General features: G+C 71.2%; 20 protein-coding genes. 10 read left to right on the forward strand and 10 right to left on the reverse strand.

The features are described 5' to 3' along the window. Positions 1-77 precede the first annotated feature (77 nt). Positions 78-446: a cupin domain-containing protein gene (locus tag ACZ601_RS10105; RefSeq protein WP_371773360.1), complete on the forward strand. Its 369-nt coding sequence runs from the start codon at positions 78-80 to the stop codon at positions 444-446. On the opposite strand, the gene ACZ601_RS10110 is transcribed toward ACZ601_RS10105, so the two are convergent. After that, positions 443-640, reverse strand: coding sequence for a hypothetical protein (locus tag ACZ601_RS10110; RefSeq protein ID WP_469536517.1), 198 nt, complete (start codon positions 638-640; stop codon positions 443-445). The genes ACZ601_RS10105 and ACZ601_RS10110 overlap by 4 nt on opposite strands. Between ACZ601_RS10110 and ACZ601_RS10115 the strand changes: the two genes are divergently transcribed. Then, a complete protein-coding gene (locus ACZ601_RS10115) occupies positions 602-1,783 on the forward strand; it encodes an MFS transporter (RefSeq protein WP_469536443.1) in 1,182 nt (393 codons plus the stop codon). The two genes, ACZ601_RS10110 and ACZ601_RS10115, sit on opposite strands and share 39 nt — an antisense overlap. Before the next feature lie 137 nt (positions 1,784-1,920). On the opposite strand, the gene ACZ601_RS10120 is transcribed toward ACZ601_RS10115, so the two are convergent. Further along, entirely contained in the window at positions 1,921-2,568 is a 648-nt protein-coding gene (locus tag ACZ601_RS10120; protein ID WP_469535363.1) for a dihydrofolate reductase family protein, read from the reverse strand. Between the two features lie 138 nt (positions 2,569-2,706). Between ACZ601_RS10120 and ACZ601_RS10125 the strand changes: the two genes are divergently transcribed. Next, positions 2,707-3,243, forward strand: a complete 537-nt coding sequence (locus ACZ601_RS10125) for a winged helix-turn-helix transcriptional regulator (protein ID WP_469535366.1) — start codon at positions 2,707-2,709, stop codon at positions 3,241-3,243. A 22-nt stretch (positions 3,244-3,265) separates the two neighbouring features. Here ACZ601_RS10125 and ACZ601_RS10130 read toward each other — a convergent pair whose 3' ends face one another. Beyond that, positions 3,266-3,766 carry a GNAT family N-acetyltransferase gene (locus ACZ601_RS10130; protein WP_469535369.1) on the reverse strand — a complete coding sequence of 167 codons (501 nt, stop codon included), beginning with the start codon at positions 3,764-3,766 and terminating at the stop codon, positions 3,266-3,268. A 180-nt stretch (positions 3,767-3,946) separates the two neighbouring features. On the opposite strand from ACZ601_RS10130, the gene ACZ601_RS10135 reads away from it, so the two are divergent. From ACZ601_RS10135 to ACZ601_RS10145, 3 genes are all read left to right on the forward strand, one after another. Further along, positions 3,947-4,387 carry a DUF7144 family membrane protein gene (locus ACZ601_RS10135; RefSeq protein ID WP_440576393.1) on the forward strand — a complete coding sequence of 147 codons (441 nt, stop codon included), beginning with the start codon at positions 3,947-3,949 and terminating at the stop codon, positions 4,385-4,387. Between the two features lie 32 nt (positions 4,388-4,419). Then, on the forward strand, positions 4,420-4,866 hold the full coding sequence (locus ACZ601_RS10140) for a TIGR03618 family F420-dependent PPOX class oxidoreductase (RefSeq protein ID WP_440576392.1): 447 nt from the start codon (positions 4,420-4,422) through the stop codon (positions 4,864-4,866). 89 nt (positions 4,867-4,955) lie between these two features. Further along, positions 4,956-5,180 (forward strand): DUF2277 domain-containing protein, encoded by a 225-nt coding sequence (locus ACZ601_RS10145; protein WP_440576391.1) that lies wholly within the window; start codon positions 4,956-4,958, stop codon positions 5,178-5,180. Here the strand turns inward: ACZ601_RS10145 and ACZ601_RS10150 are convergent. The 4 genes from ACZ601_RS10150 to ACZ601_RS10165 form a co-directional block, all read right to left on the reverse strand. Beyond that, the gene (locus ACZ601_RS10150) at positions 5,167-5,844 is read right to left on the reverse strand and encodes a DedA family protein (protein ID WP_440576390.1); all 678 of its coding nucleotides are present in this window, start codon (positions 5,842-5,844) and stop codon (positions 5,167-5,169) included. The genes ACZ601_RS10145 and ACZ601_RS10150 overlap by 14 nt on opposite strands. 269 nt (positions 5,845-6,113) lie before the next feature. Next, positions 6,114-6,572 carry a DoxX family protein gene (locus tag ACZ601_RS10155; protein WP_440576389.1) on the reverse strand — a complete coding sequence of 153 codons (459 nt, stop codon included), beginning with the start codon at positions 6,570-6,572 and terminating at the stop codon, positions 6,114-6,116. Between the two features lie 82 nt (positions 6,573-6,654). Then, positions 6,655-8,418 (reverse strand): alkaline phosphatase D family protein, encoded by a 1,764-nt coding sequence (locus ACZ601_RS10160; protein WP_469535376.1) that lies wholly within the window; start codon positions 8,416-8,418, stop codon positions 6,655-6,657. 141 nt (positions 8,419-8,559) lie between these two features. Further along, a complete protein-coding gene (locus ACZ601_RS10165) occupies positions 8,560-8,718 on the reverse strand; it encodes a hypothetical protein (RefSeq protein ID WP_469536519.1) in 159 nt (52 codons plus the stop codon). Positions 8,719-9,011: 293 nt separating this feature from the next. On the opposite strand from ACZ601_RS10165, the gene ACZ601_RS10170 reads away from it, so the two are divergent. Further along, entirely contained in the window at positions 9,012-9,605 is a 594-nt protein-coding gene (locus ACZ601_RS10170) for an RNA polymerase sigma factor (protein ID WP_469535379.1), read from the forward strand. Further along, positions 9,589-10,206, forward strand: a complete 618-nt coding sequence (locus ACZ601_RS10175) for a hypothetical protein (RefSeq protein ID WP_469535382.1) — start codon at positions 9,589-9,591, stop codon at positions 10,204-10,206. The genes ACZ601_RS10170 and ACZ601_RS10175 overlap by 17 nt, the downstream gene beginning before the upstream one ends. A 210-nt stretch (positions 10,207-10,416) precedes the next feature. Here ACZ601_RS10175 and ACZ601_RS10180 read toward each other — a convergent pair whose 3' ends face one another. Continuing rightward, positions 10,417-11,061, reverse strand: a complete 645-nt coding sequence (locus ACZ601_RS10180) for an HNH endonuclease family protein (protein WP_469535385.1) — start codon at positions 11,059-11,061, stop codon at positions 10,417-10,419. A gap of 272 nt (positions 11,062-11,333) precedes the next feature. Here ACZ601_RS10180 and ACZ601_RS10185 point away from each other — a divergent pair, with 272 nt between their 5' ends. Further along, entirely contained in the window at positions 11,334-12,083 is a 750-nt protein-coding gene (locus ACZ601_RS10185) for an ABC transporter permease (protein ID WP_469535388.1), read from the forward strand. A gap of 18 nt (positions 12,084-12,101) precedes the next feature. On the opposite strand, the gene ACZ601_RS10190 is transcribed toward ACZ601_RS10185, so the two are convergent. Together ACZ601_RS10190 and ACZ601_RS10195 are read right to left on the reverse strand one after the other, a co-directional pair. Further along, positions 12,102-12,764: an HAD-IA family hydrolase gene (locus tag ACZ601_RS10190; RefSeq protein ID WP_469535391.1), complete on the reverse strand. Its 663-nt coding sequence runs from the start codon at positions 12,762-12,764 to the stop codon at positions 12,102-12,104. A 236-nt stretch (positions 12,765-13,000) separates the two neighbouring features. After that, complete coding sequence (locus ACZ601_RS10195; protein ID WP_469535394.1) at positions 13,001-14,179, reverse strand: peptidoglycan-binding domain-containing protein; 1,179 nt, start codon at positions 14,177-14,179, stop codon at positions 13,001-13,003. 135 nt (positions 14,180-14,314) lie between these two features. Between ACZ601_RS10195 and ACZ601_RS10200 the strand changes: the two genes are divergently transcribed. After that, positions 14,315-16,357: an MDR family MFS transporter gene (locus ACZ601_RS10200; protein WP_469535397.1), complete on the forward strand. Its 2,043-nt coding sequence runs from the start codon at positions 14,315-14,317 to the stop codon at positions 16,355-16,357. Positions 16,358-16,360 lie beyond the last annotated feature (3 nt).

Genomic DNA, 16,360 nt, shown 5'->3' on the forward strand with positions numbered 1-16,360 from the left:
CAGGGCGCCCACCGGCTCCGCCAGGACGTGGCAGCCGGGAACAGCTCGCGGAACGGGCGGCTGTTAGCGTCGGGATCATGAACGACAGCGTGTACGTGGGCAACGCGGGCGAGGACGCGGCACTGGACCGGGGGTGGCTGCTCGGGCACTTCAAGGACGCCGGGGATCCTCGTCACAGCGAGGCCCTGGAGATCAAGTGGGGCGTCCACCCGCGCGGTGACGAGCGGGCGCAGTGGGTGCGGGGTGAGGAGCGGACCGCCCTGCTGGTGCTCATCAGCGGTCGCTTCCACGTCCAGCTTCCGGGACGCGACGTGGTCCTGGAGCAGCAGGGTGACTACGTCGTCTGGGGCCGGGGTGTGGACCACTCCTGGTTCGCGGAGGAGGAGTCGGTGGTGTTGACGGTGCGGTGGCCGTCCGTCCCCGGCTATGCCGTGACACCGGATTAGGACAGGGCGGACGCGGGTAGCCTGGCCGCCTGTTCGCGGGGGCCGAAGGGCTGGACCAGGAGTTGGGCGACGGGCTGGAAGTGGACGGCGAAGGGCGGCATGCCGCGCGCCTCACCGCCGCCGGTCAGCAGTACGGGCCGGATGCCGCGTCGCCCCTGCGGATACCGGCCTTCCGCCGCTTCCTGCTGGCCCATCTCGTCTCCGCGACGGGGTCGGCCATGGCGCCGGTGGCGCTCGCGTTCGCCGTGATCGGTCATGGGGGCGGGGCACAGTCGCTCGGGATCGTGCTCACCGCGAACACCGTGCCGACCCTGGTCCTGCTCCTCCTGGGGGGCGTGCTCGCGGACCGGATGTCCCGCAGCCGCATCCTCTTCCTCGGGAACCTCGGGGCCGGACTGGCGCAGGCGGCGGTCTGCGTGCTGGTGGCGACCGGTACGGCGACGACGCTCGCGATCAGCGTCTGCGCCTGCCTCTCCGGGGCGTCGGCCGCGTTCATCGCGCCCGCCGCCCAGGGAATCGCGACCCGGCTCGTGGCGAAGGAGCAGCTCCAGCAGGCCAACGCGCTGGTCCGGGTGCCCGGGAACGTGGTCAGGATCGTCGGTCCGGTCATCGGTGGATTCGTCGTGGCGCTGGCGGGCCCCGCCTGGGCGCTCGGGTGGGACGCGAGCACGTTCGCCGTCGCGGCCCTTCTCCTGCTCGGGCTCCGGATCGCGGGCGCGGTCCCTTCCGGGGACGGCGTGGTGAGCGATCTGCGGGCCGGCTGGGCCGGGTTCCGCTCGCGGAGCTGGCTGTGGAGCTACACCGTGGCCGGAACCGCGGTCGTGGCGGCCTGGCTGGCCGGATTCCAGCTCCTCGGGCCACTGGTGGCGGCCGACAGCTACGCGGGCGCCCGGTCATGGGGGCTGGTGCAGGGCGCCTTCGCCGCCGGGCTCCTCGCGGGTACGTTCCTCTGCCTGGCCTGGAAGCCGCGACGGCTGATGCTGGTCTGCGTGGTGACCAGCGCGGGCATCATGCTGCCCCTGGCCGCTCTGGGGGCGGAACTTCCCCTCGTCTGCGTGCTCCTGGCCGCCGTCGTCGCCGGAATCGGGCTGGACGTCGCGATCGTCGCCTGGTCCACGGTCATGCAACAGCAGGTGCCGGACCAGGAGTTGGGGCGCCTCGGCGCGTTCAACGCCGTGGGTGAACGCGCCGCCGTCCCGCTCGCGTACCTGCTGGTGGCGGTTGCCTCGAAGTACTGGACCAGTCAGCACATTCTGCTGGTGTGCGCGGCAGTCATCCTCGCCGCGACCCTGGCCAACGCATGCGTCCGCGATGTGTACCGGATCAACCGCGCGTGAACCCCGTTCGGGCAGGGGGCAACGCCTGGCGGGCGGGGCGACCAGTGTTGGAAGGCTGGCCGCCGGTCCGCTCCGGCGGAAACGAATTGTGGCGGACCGCCGGGCGAGTGTGCCCGGCGGTTCCCGGGCCACCGTGGTCAGCGCCGCCAGAACAGCAAGTGGGTGACTCCGCTGGGGCTCGGCACCGTATCGAGGTGGTACCGGTCGAGCAGCTCGGTGTGGCTCTCCCAGAGCCGTTCGCCACGCCCCAGGTCGACGGGCGCCACGGCGATGTGCATCGTGTCGACGAGGTCGGCCTCAAGGAATTCGCGGATGGTGGCGACCCCGCCGCCGAGGCGTACGTCCCGGCCGTCGGCGGCCTCCTTCGCGCGGGCCAGCGCCTCCTGCGGTGTCGCGTCGAGGAAGTGGAAGGTGGTGTCGGCCAGGGTGAAGGAGGGGCGCTCGTAATGGGTGAGCACGAAGACCGGTGTGTGGAAGGGCGGGGTGTCGCCCCACCAGCCCTTCCACTCGTGGTCCTCCCACGGGCCGCGCTGGGGGCCGAACTTATTGCGGCCCATGATCTCCGCGCCCACGTTGCGGGTCTGTTCGCGGGCGAAGTAGTCGTCCAGTCCGCGCGTGCCGCCGGGCTCCGTGCGGTTCACCCAGCTCGCGGTGGGGCCCACCCAGGACATCAGGGTGGCGGGGTCGGCATGGCCGAAGGGCCGCTCCAGGCTCTGCCCCTCACCGGCGCCGAATCCGTCCCGCGACACGGTGATGCAGTGCATCCTCAACAGCTGTTCTGGCATGAGTTCTCCTCCGGGTGTCGACGAGCCGGGCGTCGAGAGGCCGGGCGCCGACAGGCAACAGGCGGTGCGTCCGCCGACTGACGGCAAACTGCAACCGGATGTGATGAGCAACCGGTTGCACAGTACTACGCTGTGGGCATGCCGCAACCAGTAGAGACGGGCCTGCTGCCCGTGCCGCCGGGGAAATCGGGCTGCCCGATCAACCTGACCGTCGAGCTGCTGGGCGACCGGTGGAGCCTGGTCGTGCTGCGGGATGTCATGTTCGGCGGACACCGGCACTTCCGGGAGCTCCTCGCCCAGTCGGTCGAGGGCATCGCGTCGAACGTCCTGTCCGCCCGGCTGTCGAAGCTCGTGGGGGCCGGTCTGCTCACCCGGCACGACGATCCGAGCCACCGGCAGAAGATCGAGTACCGGCTCACAGAGGCCTCGATCCAGCTCGTTCCGCTCATGACACAACTGGGCGACTGGGGCTCCCGCTGGCTCCCGACCGTGCCCGAGCTGTCGATCCGTGCCCAGCTCCTCGCTCGTGGCGGCCCCGAAATGGGGGAGAGGTTCATGGACGAGCTCCGCGCCACGCACCTGGAAGGCCGCCCGCAGCGCACCGACGGCGTACTGGCCGAGCTCACCCTGGCCTACGAACGCGCCCTCGCCGAAAGTGCTGTCTCCGAAGACTGAGAGCGCCTGGGCGGCGCAGGTGTCAGCGGCTGCCGGCGGGGCGGTCCAGCGCGTAGACCGTGACGGGGTTGCCGTTCAGCTCATCCTGCCGGCGAGGCGCGAAGCCGAGGCGCTCGGCCACCTTCACCGATGGCGTGTTGCCCGGTCGGATGAGGGCGGTGAAGTAGTCGGCGTCCAGGGTGGCGAAGCCCCAGTCCAGGCACGCCAGAGCCGCCTCGGTCGCGTATCCGTGGCCCCAGTGTTCCGCCCGGAAGGTCCAGCCCAGCTCGACTTCGTCGAACTGCTGCCAGTACTGCAGACCGCTCCGGCCGATGAACTCGCCGCTGGACCGGAGCTGCACCGCGCACAGGCCGTGCCCCCGCTCGGCCCACTGCCGCTCGATCCCGGCGAGCCGTTCCAGCGCCTGCTCACGGGAGTAGGCCCCGACGAACCGGTTGACCTCGGGATCGGCGTGCAGCTCGACGAAGGCGTCGGCGTCCGACGTCGCAAGGGGGCGCAGGATGAGTCGCTCCGTCTCGATCATGCCTGCGAGCGTAGTTCCTGACGCGGCCCGGGGGCAGCCCGTCGCTGCGAGGCGGGGGTGCCCCGATGCGCCCGGCAGGCGGTCCGGCCGTTCACCCGTTCGGCTGCGCCCGCGTGGCCGCCTCCTCAGGTGCCGACCAGGGTCGGTCTGACGTGTAGTTCCACCGGCCGAGGAGTTCCCATGGCACAGTCAGCGCCCACACCGGGTACGTCCCGTTCGCATGCCACAGAGCCGGGGGGCGGCAGCCCCTGGGCGGCCGGCGGGACCATGTTCGCCGGAGTCCTGCTCATCGTCGACGGTGTGCTGGAGGCGATCAAGGGCATAGCCGGAATCGCGACCGACGACGTCTACACGCGGGTCAACAACTACGTCTTCAAGTTCAACGTGACGAGCTGGGGATGGATTCACCTGGCTCTCGGTATCCTCCTCTTCCTGATCGGCTGGGGCATCCTCCGGGGCTTCGGCTGGGCGCGCGGGATCGGTGTGGGACTCGCGGCGCTCAACATGATCGCCAACTTCATGTGGCTGCCCTACCAGCCGATCTGGGCCGTGGTCTCCCTCGCCATCGACACCTTCGTGATCTGGGCCCTGTGCACGGACCGCTCGAAGCCGGTGATCTGACAGTCGCCGGGCGCGGTTGGTAGCCTCAACCGATGACATTGATCTTGGAAGACGCCGTCCGCGCCCGGCTGCGAGCCGCCAACATCTGGTACGTCGGCACCGTGTTCGCCGACGGAGCGCCGCAGGTCAGCCCGATGTGGGTGGACCTGGAGGGGGACGGGGAGCTGACGTTCAACACCTCGGCGGGCCGGGTGAAGGAGGAGAACCTGCGCCGCGACCCCCGGGTCTACCTCTCGCACGCGGATCACGCGAACCCCTTCGACCGGGTGCAGATCAGCGGTGAGGTCGTCCGCTTCGTGGAGGGCCAGGAGGCGCACGACCGGATGGACCGGCTCGCCCAGAAGTACCTGGGCAGCGAGCGGTTCGAGTGGACCATGCCGGGGGAGCGGCGGATCGCGGTGATCGTGCGCCCGGTCAAGGTGCGGCACATCGTGGGGGTGGAGCGGTTCCGGCCCGGCGGCCCCGTGCCCGCTCCCTGACCGGCCGGCCCGAAGACGGGCCCACCGGGTGACGGGACGTTGTCACGTGTGCCCGGGACGTTGTCAGTGGGGCGGTCCACACTTGATGTATGTGCCGCAGTATCAAGACCCTTCGCCCGCCGTCCCTCCCCGAAGAGGCCACGGAGGAGGACATCCGCGCCGCCGCCCTGCAGTTCGTGCGCAAGGTCTCCGGCTTCCGCGCCCCGGCCGCGCACAACAGGGAAGTCTTCGACCGTGCCGTCGACGAGATCGCCGCGTCGACCGCCGCACTGCTGGACGGTCTGGAAGTGCGGGGAGGTGTCAGGACGCCGTAGGGACCGAGCCCGGGGCGGCAGCGGCCGCGGCGGCCGCCGCCGCGGGGCGCCGCATGAGCAGCGCGGCGAAGGCGCCCGCGACGAACAGCGCGAGGACCGAGATCGCGGTGCCCAGCCAGCTCGCGCCGAGCCACTGCGCGCCGAAGTAGCCGAGCCCCACGCTGTAGCCGGCCCAGGCGACGCCCGCCACCGCGGACCACGGCAGGAATTCCTTCGCCTTGCGGTGCGAGGCGCCCGCGCCCAGGGAGACGACCGAGCGGCCGGCCGGGGCGAAGCGCGCGATGACGACGAGGACGCCGCCGCCCCGGTTGAGCGCGGCGCCGAGGCGTTCCTGCGCGGAGGTGAGACGGCGGGAGCGGGCGATGGCGGCGTCCAGACGGGCGCCACCGCGCCAGGCGAGCCGGTACGCGGCGAGGTCGCCCAGCACTGAGGCGCTGGCCGCGCAGAGGATCAGGGCCAGGAGCGAGGGGACCTCGGTGACGTGACGGGCGGCGCCCGCGGCGTCGGCGGCCACGGTGCTGGTGCCCGCGGCGGCGGCCGTGGCGGCGGTTATCACGAGGACCCCGCTGGGCAGTACGGGAAGGAAGACGTCCAGAAGCACCGAGAGGGCGACCACCACGTAGATCCATGGGCTGCCGGTCAGCGCGCCCACACTCTCCAGCACTTCTACTCCCCGATTCGTGACAACGCCGCGACGTCGCAGGGGAGCGGCAGGAGCGGCAGGTCCAGCTGTACAGCGTACGCCTGCCGTTCACCTGGAGATCCAGATATATGCGTGATGTTGGGCACCCCATGTGTATGTCACATGAGCCTCGGCCCTCACTCGCGGGTGTCTCGGCGCGCGATCGAGGTGCGAGTCCCGCCGGACGGCCCCGGGTACGCCTGGAAGCGGCATTCCCGGCGTACCCGAGGCTGTCCGGCCGGCCGTCCGGGTCAGACGGCGACCGGGGCGGCCGGTTCGGGTGCGCGCTCCTCGGCGGGCAGGGGAGCGGAGCGGGCGGTGAACAGCCGGTCCAGGGCCAGGGCGCCGGGACCCGTGAAGACGAGCAGCAGGAACACCCAGCTGTAGACGGCGGAGGGCTCGCCGCCGTTCTGCAGCGGGAAGAGCGCCCCCGACTGGTGGACGCTGAAGTACGCGTACGCCATGGAGCCGGACGAGACCAGGGCCGCGACGCGGGTGCCGAGGCCCAGTGCCACGAGCCCGCCGCCGACGAGCTGGATGACCGCCGCGTACCACCCTGGCCAGGTGCCGGCGGGTATGGATCCACCGCCCATGGCGCCGCCCAGGACGCCGAAGATCGAGGCGGCACCGTGGCAGGCGAAGAGCAGGCCTACGACGATTCGGAAGAGCGCGAGAGCGTAGGGCTGGGCCTGATTCAGACGTGAGTACATGGGGGGAGGCTCCTTCGGTCTAGTGGGGACGTGAACCGACTGAGCACCACAGGTTAGGTAGACCTCATCATTACTTGCAAGTTCAACGTTTAGTTGACTGGCTGAAAGTCGATGGCCCCTCATTGGTAAGCGAGCGATCAAATACCGTCTGGAGCTGGGGCCCTGTCCTCTTCGACTTGGCCTGAACCAATGACAGCGCAGCTTTCCGGCCATGCAACGTAAGTGTCATCAGCTGATTGCCGAACCGTGGCCCGTCCGTCTTGTGCCACTGGACCGGAGCTGTACCAGTGCGCCCGTGCCGGGCCAGCAGCCGTCCGAACCGCCGCCCCGCCCTGCTCCAGCCGAAACGGAAGAAGGCCTTGAGCGGGCCCGGGATCGAGTTGTGCACGGGAGAGCAGGTCAGTTGCAGGACGCGGGCCGTCGGCGCACCGTCAGGGGTCCCGGCGGGCCAGGCGGGTTCCGCGATGTACGCATGGTGCACATCGCCCGAGAGCACACATACCGTCGCCGGGGCGTCCGGGCCGCTGCCCACCTCCCGGATCAGCTCCGTCAACTGCCCGAACGAATCGGGAAAGGCCGCCCAATGCTCCAGGTCGGCGCGCTGCCGCAGGTATTCGCCGACCCGCGCCCAACGGCCGTCGGGGCCGCCCCGCTCACCCCGGCAGAGCGCCGAGCTCCACTGCTCCGCGTCGTGTACCAATGGAGGCAGCAGCCACGGGAGCGATGTGCCGATCAGGACATGGTCGAAGGAACCGGGCCCCGAAAGCATCTCCTCGCGCAGCCACCGCATCTCCTCGGGATGGATCATCGCCCGCCGCGATTCGTCGAGCACCCGGGCCGCGCGGCTGTCCACCATGAGCAGCCGTACTCGGCCGAAAATGCGTCGGTAGCTCCAGCGGGTACGGGTGGGGTCCGCGTCCGCCTCGGCCGCGAACCGGCGGACCTCCTCCGTGCCGTCCGGGGTGGCGTGCACCGCCGCGTAGAGCGGGTCAGCGGCCAGTTCGGCGGGGGAGAGGTTGCCGAGGTGCTGATAGACCCAGTACGACATCAGTCCGCTGACGATCCGCTCGTGCCACCAGGGGGTGGAGCGGATCTCGGTGAGCCAGGCGGCGCTGGTGTTCCAGTCGTCGATGACTTCGTGGTCGTCGAAGATCATGCAGCTGGGGACCGTGGAGAGCAGCCAGCGGACCTCGGGATCGCGCCATGACTCGTCGTACAGACAGGTGTACTCGTCGTAGTCCGCGACCTCCGCTCCCGGCGGCTCGTCCAGATCGCGTCGCGCCGCGAGCCGCTGCCGGGTCTCCTTCGAGGTCTCGTCCGCGTACACCTGGTCGCCCAGGAGCAGCAGGACATCGGGGCGTACGGCGTCGGGGTCCGCGGCGAGGCGGGCGGCGAGGGTGTCCAGGGCGTCCGGCCCGACCGGGTCGGACCGGACCGGCGCGTGTCCGCCGGCGGGGGGAGCCGCCCAGCGGCAGGAGCCGAACGCGATCCGGACCGTCGGCGTCCCGGCGCCCTCACCGTCCTCACCGGCTTCGTCGCCGCCGGTGGATATCGGCGGGGTGGTGATCGTGCTCGCCGGGAAGCCGTGGTTCTCCGGCGGCCACACCCGGTGGTCGTCGAGCAGTACCTCGTACTCCGTGGTGGAGCCGGGGGTCAGCCCGGTCACCACCACCAGGGCGTAGTGGTGGCCGGAGACCGCGAAGGTCGGGGACGAGCCGGAGGCCCCGTCCGCGCACCGGATCACGGCCGTGCACGGCCGGTCCGCCTCCACCCAGACGGTGGCGGTGGAGGCGGTCTCCCAGTCGACGTACCGCAGTAGCGGTCCCAGGCGCAGCCCGGCAGTCATGTGGTGCTCCTCGCGTCGTTCCGTACGGACGGTTCCGTACGGGGTGTTCGTACGGCGGGTTCGTACCGTACGGAACGACGGGGGAGTGCGGGGCGGTTCCGGAGTCGCGGATCAGCGGGCCGGCCGCCGTTCAGTGATCGTTCAGCAGCCGTTGAGTGCGGACTGCAACGCGGTCTTCTCGGCCGAGTCGACCGTCAGGTCGTAGTAGTGCTTCACGTGCACCCAGGCGCGTGCGTACGTGCACTTGTACGCGGCGCGCGAAGGGAGCCACTTGGCCGGGTCCTTGTCGCCCTTGGACATTGCCGAGCGGGACTTCCCGCGCTACAAGAAGGTCACCGCCGACGGCAGCACAGCTGTTGCCGACCCGGGCACGCACCGGGAAGGCGGAGAAGCCCGCCTGTGCCGCAGGCGCTTGCGAAGACATCTCGGACGCAACCGCGGGATACCTGCGGCTGACAGCAGGACGCCGGGAGTCCGGGCTCCGTCACCGGGCATGCACGGGCCCCGGAGAGCACTTCTCCGGGGCCGCCTCTCTTCCTGAACGTTTCCGGCGGCTCGTCCGTCATAGCAGGACCACTCAGAAGGGATGGTTCATGAGAGGACGCCGCACACCCCATGCCGCTGCGAGCTCGACGCCTGTGACGCCCGGCGCCCCTCGACCTGCGGAGGGGCATGAACGGCCCGGCGACGACATTGACGTATCACGCGTGCGGGCGGTCCTGGCCCTGGGAGGCGTGCCTTGGGACCACCTGGACGACGGGGTGCAGGAGGTCCGGCTGAAGATGCTGGAGCAACAGGCCGATCCTGGGCGCGCAGCGGTCCGCAATCCGTCCGCGTGGAGCAGCGTCGTCGCCTCCCGCGTCGCAGCGGACTGGCACCGTTCGGGAAAGCGGGACGGCGGGCTGCGGGAGCGCCTCGCCGCCCGCTGGGCGAGACGACCGGCTACGGAGCAGGAGGACGAACAGCGAACCCTCGCACTGGCAGTAGCCGCCGGCCTCGCCCGCTTGCCTGCCCAGCAACGACAACTGCTGACCCTGCGCTACTACTCCGACCTGACGGTGCGTTCCATCGCTGAGGTGATGGACATACCCGAAGGCACGGTCAAAAGCCGTCTGCATACGGCCGTGGACGCACTGCGCACACAACTCAGCGACACGAAGGTGATCCACGATGACTCGACCGACTGAGGACGAGGAGAACCAGCTTCGCCGAGCGTTCGCGCTCATCGGTGAAGAGGCGGCCGGCCCGGACTCTGCCGAAGAATCTGGGCAGGGAACGGGGCGGCGGAGAGTCGTGTACTCCCGGCCGGAACGGAGGAGGGGGCGAGCGGTCCTCTTGACCGCGGGAGCTGCCTGCGCGGCCGCTCTTGTCATCGGGGTTGCGGTGGCCACGAGCGGTGGCTCTTCCGCTCCCCTTGACGACGGGACGACTCGCGGACAGAAATTCCCCGAGCTCCTGGCGTGCTCGAAGATCATCGTCGAGGGCACGCTGAAAGATGTCCGCCCCGCAGGCAAGGCGCGTGTGCGGGTGACTATGTCGGTGGACCGATGGCTCAAGCCCAGGACAGGACCCGGCACAACCACCTTCGACCTGGCCGACCCCACCGTGAGAGACCCGGAAGAGGCTCATGGGCGGGGCGACCATGTACTCATGGTGATCCCGTCGAACCGAGACCAGATCGCTACCACCTTCCCCTTCCAGGGGCAGGAGATCCCGGCGACGCGTGACCGGATCATTCGCACGCTGCCAGGAGTAGCCGACGCCGACTGCCCGACTGACTTCCGCTGACCCGTGGGTCTCAGACGGTGACGGAGGCAGGAAGGCGCCTGAATAGCGGAGTTGGGTGGGCTGCTCACGTCCGGGTGGCATCTGCGGCTTCAAGAATCCCATCGGCTATGAACGGGAGTCCGCGCTGCCCTACTTGGCGGTCGGCGGCTGGCAGGGTTCGCGGTCGGCGGCTCGCCGCCGACCGCGAACGACATGTCCCCGCGACCGGTCTCAGCAGCCGTTGAGTGCGGATTGCAACGCGGTCTTCTCGGCCGAGTCGACGGTCAGGTCGTAGTAGTGCTTCACGTGCACCCAGGCGCGTGCGTACGTGCACTTGTACGCGGCGCGCGAAGGGAGCCACTTGGCCGGGTCCTTGTCGCCCTTGGACTGGTTGACGTTGTCGGTGACGGCGATGAGCTGGGGGCGCGTCAGGTCGTTGGCGTACGCCTGTCGTTGGGCGGTGGTCCAGCTCGATGCGCCGGACCGCCAGGCCTCGGCCAGCGGGACCATGTGGTCGATGTCCAGATCGGAGGCGGCGGTCCAGGTGGCCCCGTCGTACTCCGAGTACCAACTGCCGCTGACGGCGCTGCAGCTGGAGTTCTGCGTGACGTTCGTGCCGTCCCGCTTCAGGACCACTTCGCGGGTGTCGCAGGCGCCGGACTGGGTGATCCAGTGCGGGAACTTGTCCCTGCTGTAACCGTCGGAGGAGCCCTCCGCCTGCACGGTCAGCTGGCTCAGATAGGTGCGGGCGGTGGACGCGGCCACCGGCGTGGGCATGGCGGCCTGGGCGCTGGGAGCCGTGAGCAGCCCGGTGGTTGCGGCGAGGGCGGCGGATGCGGCGAGGACGGCTATGCGACGCGCGTAGACACCTGACATGCGAACTCCCTTGATGTGGGGGGACCTTGGCCCGGTCGTGCGGAACGGCCCGGCCATCGTGGCGGCGCCAGGTTTCCGTGGGGTGGGCGCCAGGTAACAGAGTGGCGACATGCGCACGTCACATCAAGGGTTCTGACGAAGAGGGCCGGGGTGCGGGGGCGTACGCAAGTGAGTGCGCGGGCGTACGGAACTGATGGGACGGCAGGTCCGCGCCGGAGGCGGAGCGCCCGAACCGCACTCGTCGTCGTGCGCCGGCTCGTTAGGGTGGCCACGTGCTGCTACCGGTCAACATCACGCTCGGAGTCGTACTCGCCCTGCTGCTCGCGGCGGCCGCCGGCATCGCCGCTCTCGCCTCACTCGGCCGGTCGCGGCAGATCGTCCTGGCCGGGCTGCGGGCCGCGGTGCAACTCGCCGCGGTCTCCTCGCTCATCGGCTGGGTGGTGCACGCCTTCGCGCCGACCTTCGCGTTCATCGCGTTGATGTTCGGTGTCGCGGTGTGGACGGCGGGTCATCGCGTCACCGGAAACCGCAGTTGGCGGTGGGTGGCCGTGCCGATCGGGGCGGGGGTCGTGCCGGTGGTCGCGGCGCTGCTGCTCACCGGGCTCGTGCCGGTCCGCGGCATCGCGCTGATCCCGGTGACCGGCATCCTGATCGGTGGCGCGCTGACCGCGACGGTGCTCGGCGGGCGGCGGGCGCTCGACGAGCTGGCGACCCGGCACGGGGAGGTGGAGGCGGCGATGGCGCTCGGCCTCCCGGACCGTGACGCGCGGCTGGAGATCGCCCGGCCCGCCGCGTCGGACGCGCTGCTGCCGGGGCTCGACCAGACCCGGACGGTCGGACTCGTCACGCTGCCCGGGGCGTTCGTCGGCATGCTGCTCGGCGGCGCCTCACCCGTACAGGCGGGCGCCGTGCAACTGTTCGTGCTGGTGGCGCTGATGGCCGTACAGGCAGCGGCCGTCGCGACCGTGCTGGAACTGGTGGCGCGGGGGCGGCTGCACCGTGACGGGGCAGGGGCGCCGTGACGGTGCGGGGGGTGCGGGTTACCGGGCGCTGATGTGCAGCAGGACCGATCCGTCGGCCGCCGCCTCGACCCGGATCCGCGTCAGGTCCTCGACGTGCGCGTCCGGGGAGAGTGCCGCCGCGCGCGGGCCCACGCCCACGACGCGCATGCCCGCCGCCCGGCCGGCCGCGATGCCCGCCTCCGAGTCCTCGAAGACGATGCAGTCCGCCGGATCGAAGCCCAGCCCGGCGGCGCCCTTGAGGAAGCCCTCCGGGTCCGGCTTGCTGGCGCCCACGCTCTCGGCGGTCACCTTCAGCTCGGGCATCCGCAGCCCGGCCGCGGTCATCCGGGCCTGGGCCAGCGCCTGGTCGGCCGAGGTGACCAGGGCGTGCGGGAGCGCGGCGATCGCGTCCATGAAGACGCCGGCGCCGCCGACCGGGACGACGCCGTCGGTGTCGGCGGTCTCCTCCGCGAGCATCACCCGGTTGTCCGCGTAGTTCTGCTCCACCGGGCGGTCCGGGAGGAGCACCGCCATGGTGGCGTACCCCTGCCGGCCGTGGACCACCTTGAGCGCGGCCTCCGGGTCCAGTCCGTGCCGCAGCGCCCAGCGCCGCCAGCAGCGCTCGACGACGGCGTCGGAGTTCACCAGGGTGCCGTCCATGTCGAGCAGGAGGGCGCGGGCGGACAGGACGGTGGCCGGCATGGGCGGGCTCCAGGCGGGGTGACGGTGCGGGGCGCGTGAGGCCCCGGGAAAGAGAACAAGCGGCCCCCGCCCGCCGGTCAGGGAGTGCGTTTGGGGGCCACTTTGTTCCATCACGATACAAAAACCTGCCGGGGAAAGCCAATCCCTGGCGGGAGCGGGACCGAGGAGCGGCCGGAGCGGGGCGGGGGCGGGGTGCGGGAGGCGGGTCAGTAGCGCCCCGGGGCGCGGGAGGCGGGTCAGTAGCGTCCGCGGCCCGTCGTGATCGCCTCCAGGGCCCGTCGGGTGTTCGGCCCGTAGACCCCGTCGTCGTCGCCCTGGATGTACATGTACCGCTGGTAGCGGTGCACGGCGTCCTCCACGCGGTCCGTGTAGTCGGCGTCGGCCGTGCTCATGAACAGCCCGATCTCCTGGAGCCGGCGCTGCAGCTCGGCCACCTCCGGGCCGTGGTCGCCGCGGCGCAGCGTGCCGCCCTCCGCCGACAGCGCGGGCGGGGCCGCCGGTTCGGTGCCGTCGGTGTCCGCCGCGTCTCCGGTGGACGCGGGGGAGGATGCGGTGGCCGGGGCCGAGGGGCCGGTGGACGCTGACGCGGACGCGGAGGTGCTCGCCGACGGTGACCCGGATCCGGATGCCGAGGCGGGCGCGGACGCGCCGGTGGAGGCGGACGGTGACGCCGGGGCGGACCGGGACGGCGACGCGGAGGCGGACGCCGTCGTCGAGGGTGACGGCGCGGCGCTCTCCTCGGGGAGGCTGGTCACGGTGGAGGGCAGGACCGGGTCCAGATCGGCGTCCCCGTTGCCGTCCCCGTTGAACAGCCCGCCGAGGAACGCCGCCGTGCCCACCACCGCGGCGACGGCCGCCCCCGCGGCCAGCGCCGCGAAGGGGCTGCGGCGGCGCGGCCGCACCGGGTCCGGGCCGGCGGTCGGGGCCGGGGTGCCCGGGTGGTCGTCCGGAGTGCCCTGAGTGCCCGGAGTGCGCAGTGGGCCGGGCCCCGCCGGGTCCAGGAACAGAGGCATCGTGGTGGCCGCGTCCCCCGCATGGCCCTCCGCCGGGTACCCCGCCGAGCCCTCCGCCGGGTACCCCGTCGAGCCGCCCCGGCCGGCCGCCGTCTCCTCGACCCCCGTCGTCGCCTCGGCCCCCGCCGTCGCCTCGGCCTCCGTCGTCTCCTCGCCCCCCAGCGTCACGTACGGCCGGATGCGCAGCGGGTCGAAGTCCTCCGCCGCCGCGAACTCGGCCGAGCGCCCCGCGTGGTGCTCCTGGACGACGCGGTGCTGTTCGGCCGCCCGCTGCTCCCGCGTGACGGGCCGCTGACCGTCGTCCCACGGCTGCCCGGCGCCGCCCCGGGGCGCGCAGCCGCAGCCGGGTCCGGTGCCGGGTCTGCTGTCCGTACCGCACTCCGGGCAGATATGTCCGGTCATTGTGGGTCCCCTCCCCTTGAACTGCCTGCGATTATGCAGCCCGCCGCCGGGAAGCCCAATCGTGCGGCCCCTCGGCAGGCCATAACGGCACAAAGCGGCCAGGATGGGTGTCCAGCGGATCCGAGGAGATGTCACATGGCCCAGCAGCTGAGCCCCCCGGCCCCGGCCCCGGGCGAAAACCGCTCCACCCGGTCGGTCCTGGTGGCGATCGGCGCCCTGCTGCTCGGCATGCTGCTCGCCGCACTCGACCAGACCATCGTCTCCACCGCGCTGCCGACCATCGTCAGCGACCTCGGCGGTCTGGAGCACCTGTCATGGGTGGTCACGGCCTACCTGCTGGCGTCGACCGCCGCGACCCCGCTCTGGGGCAAGCTCGGTGACCAGTACGGGCGCAAACGGCTCTTCCAGATCGCCATCGTCATCTTCCTGATCGGCTCCGCGCTCTGCGGCATCGCCCAGAACATGCCTCAGCTGATCGGGTTCCGCGCCCTCCAGGGACTCGGCGGTGGCGGTCTGATCGTGTTGTCGATGGCGATCGTCGGAGACATCGTCCCGCCGCGCGAACGAGGCAAGTACCAGGGCCTCTTCGGAGCGGTGTTCGGCATGACGAGCGTGCTCGGGCCGCTGCTCGGCGGCTTCTTCACCGAGCAGCTCAGCTGGCGCTGGGTCTTCTACATCAACCTCCCCATCGGCGTCATCGCCCTCGCCGTGATCGCCGCCGTGCTGCACATCCCGGTCCGCCGGACGAAGCACACCATCGACTACCTGGGCACCTTCCTCATCGCCTCGGTCGCCACCTGCCTGGTCCTGGTCGCCTCGCTCGGCGGCACCACCTGGCCCTGGGGCTCGGCGCAGATCATCGGCCTCGCCGTGCTCAGCGTGCTGCTGCTGGTCGCCTTCGTGTACGTGGAACGGCGCGCCGCCGAACCCGTACTGCCGCTGAAGCTGTTCCGGATCAGGACCTTCAGCCTCGTCGCCGTGATCAGCTTCGTCATCGGCTTCGCGATGTTCGGCGCGATGACCTACCTGCCGACCTTCCTCCAGGTGGTGCACGACATCTCGCCGACGATGTCCGGTGTCCACATGCTCCCGATGGTGTTCGGCCTGCTCCTCACCTCGACCGGGTCCGGCCAGATCGTCAGCCGGACGGGCCGCTGGAAGGTCTTCCCGATCCTCGGCACCGGCATCACGGCGATCGGCCTGCTGCTCCTGCACCGGCTCACGGAGTCCAGCAGCACCCTGGAGATGAGCCTCTACTTCTTCGTCTTCGGTGCGGGACTCGGCCTGGTGATGCAGGTGCTCGTGCTGATCGTGCAGAACGCCGTGAGCTACCAGGACCTGGGCGTCGCCACCTCCGGGGCGACCTTCTTCCGTTCCATCGGCGCCTCGTTCGGTGTCGCCATCTTCGGCACCATCTTCACCAACCGGCTCACCGACAAGCTCGGTGCGGCGCTCAGAGGGAGGCCCCTGCCGCCCGGGGTCAGCGCGGACAGCCTGTCCGCCGACCCGCGCGCCCTCGGCCAGCTGCCGCCCGCGCTCCGGGGGCCGGTGGTCCACGCGTACTCGACGTCGATCACCGACGTGTTCCTGTACGCGGCCCCCGTCGTCCTGATCGCCTTCGTCTTCGCCTGGCTGCTCAAGGAGGACAAGCTGCGGGGCTCTGTGACCGCTCCCGACCCCAGCGAGACCCTGGCGTCGAACCCGGTCGAGCGGTCCTCGTACGACGAATGCGCCCGCGCACTCTCGGTACTGGCCACCAGGGAGGGGCGCCGCGAGGTCTACGTGAAGATCACCGAGAAGGCCGGGCTCGACCTGCTGCCCGCCGCGAGCTGGATGCTGCTGCGCATCAAACGCCACGGCACCGTGGAGCCCTCCCGGCTCGCCGAGGTCGCTCCGGTGCCGCTGCGGGTGATCAGCGAGGCGGGCCGGCAGCTGGAGGAACGCGGGCTGGCCCGCCGGGTGGGCATGCAGCTGGTGCTCACAGAGCCCGGCGCGGAGGCCGTCGTGAAGCTCTCGCACGCCCGGGAGGAGTCCCTGGCGGAGCTGCTCGGCGACTGGTGGGGGCCGGACCGGCCGACCGACCTGGTCGCCCTGGTCTCGGAGCTGACGGCCGAGACGAGCGGATCGAGCAGGGAACGGCCGCACAGCCCGGAGCCGAGGCGCGACCACCAGGCCTGAGCG

The sequence above is a fragment of the Streptomyces sp. NPDC104307 genome (genome assembly GCF_055584045.1).